3 protein-coding genes are annotated in these 1,525 nt (G+C 52.4%); all 3 read right to left on the bottom strand.

Annotated features, from left to right (window positions below; all coding sequences use genetic code 11):
• Positions 1-102: 102 nt before the first annotated feature.
• Positions 103-294, bottom strand: a complete 192-nt coding sequence (locus tag MWC30_RS21555) for a hypothetical protein (RefSeq protein ID WP_244086264.1) — start codon at positions 292-294, stop codon at positions 103-105.
• Positions 295-631: 337 nt separating this feature from the next.
• Positions 632-889: a DUF1573 domain-containing protein gene (locus tag MWC30_RS21550; protein WP_244086263.1), complete on the bottom strand. Its 258-nt coding sequence runs from the start codon at positions 887-889 to the stop codon at positions 632-634.
• Positions 890-1,012: 123 nt separating this feature from the next.
• Entirely contained in the window at positions 1,013-1,276 is a 264-nt protein-coding gene (locus MWC30_RS21545; protein ID WP_244086262.1) for a hypothetical protein, read from the bottom strand.
• Between the last annotated feature and the right edge of the window lie 249 nt (positions 1,277-1,525).

Here is a 1,525-nt window from a genome sequence, read left to right as displayed (position 1 = left end):
GGCAGCGTCAGATGGGTATAAGGGACGGGGGGGGTACCGGATCTGGAACCTTTCGGGGGGGACCTCCACTCTGTCGGAGCGGTAAACTTCAGTCTGATTATGTTAGATGCTGTCCATATGCTCCTCTCGGTATCGTTTTACCGCAGCCTCGTCCACCAGTTCACGTATTTTTGCCACACAGACATCGTCGGCGCAGGCTTTGGGCCAGATGGAAGGCACAACCTCCATGATCAGACGTTTTTGTTCGTCGAAGCTCAGACTCATTACAGCCGATTTGATCTCATCGAATGTCATGATACCCTCCATTGCAAGACGTGAATGTTTAGGCAAACCCCATGATCCCCTGCCTTCACCGGCCACCATTCGGAATCCCGTCGAAGAGGAGCCCGCGGCCACACAAAAAGCTGGAAATGAGTCGATCTAAAAACGGCGCAAGATCAAAATCCGATGGGTCTTCGGCGATCTAAAGGTGCCAGGTCACATTGAGCCAGAAGGACCCATTGTTGGGATCGTTAGTGGTGACTATGGCTGATTTTTTGGTGCTGCCCTTGCAACCATCGAGATCGATGATGAGAGTGATCTGCCCCTCTCCGCCGGGAGGGATGATCCGGTCGAACCGGACGTTGCAGCCTCAACTGACTTGCACATTGTGGATTTCGAGAGCTGCCGAGCCCGGATTTTTCAAATGGAACGTGTGCTCGATCCTGTCATGGCCCCCGACCAGCCCAAAATCATAGGCCCTCTCGTCCATCTGCACAATCGGCCCCTCAGGACCCTGGAGGATGGGATCCGGCGCAGGGGGCGCAGCATTCAACGGAGTACTGCTTCCACCGAACTGCACCCACAGGAAAAGGGCGATCAGAAGGAATGTTTTCACACAAAGCTTCATGTCACCAGCCTCTTTTGAAGGAAAACGCATGGGGTTTTGACGTGACTTTTAACGCTGTTTTTTCCTCTGCCCCTGATGCAGCAAGGTGCGTTGGGCTCCATAAGCAACGGAGCGAACAATGTGCTAAAAGCCCCAGATTCCCTTCATGCCCAAAAATTTGCCTTCCAGCAGGCCGTCATCCCGATGGTGGTAGCGTTCCGTATTGTCCTGGCCATAGGAATCGGGCTTACCCACATAGACTTTGAACTGTTCGTTGGCTTCCTTTTTGAGAACTCCTGGGTCCGGTTTGCCGGGAGGCCTTTCGGGGGTCGTCTGACAAGCCCACAAAAGGAGTGTAAGGAAAAAGAGCGCTCCATAAAAAAGTGTGTGTGAACAAAAAGATTTCATGATCAACCCCCTGCTTCGTGGAGCGGACCTTTTTCTTCTTTCGCCATTCGGAGGCGAACCCGCTCCTCGTTCAGATCCTTTGAAGACTGAGAAAGCTCTCTGCACACTTTAATTTTAATGCAACCTAAACTGAGCGATTCGGCACGGTCATAGACCTAGGCCTGCCGTGTGTTTCAACTGCTCTTCTTCAGGCCCAAGTGAATACCGGCGGTGTTCCGCTATTAGTCCAGAGTTTATCGAAGTTGAGCA

Source organism: Desulforhabdus sp. TSK, assembly GCF_022836495.1.
GTDB lineage: Bacteria > Desulfobacterota > Syntrophobacteria > Syntrophobacterales > Syntrophobacteraceae > Desulforhabdus.
This window is presented reverse-complemented; position numbering and strand designations above follow the sequence as displayed.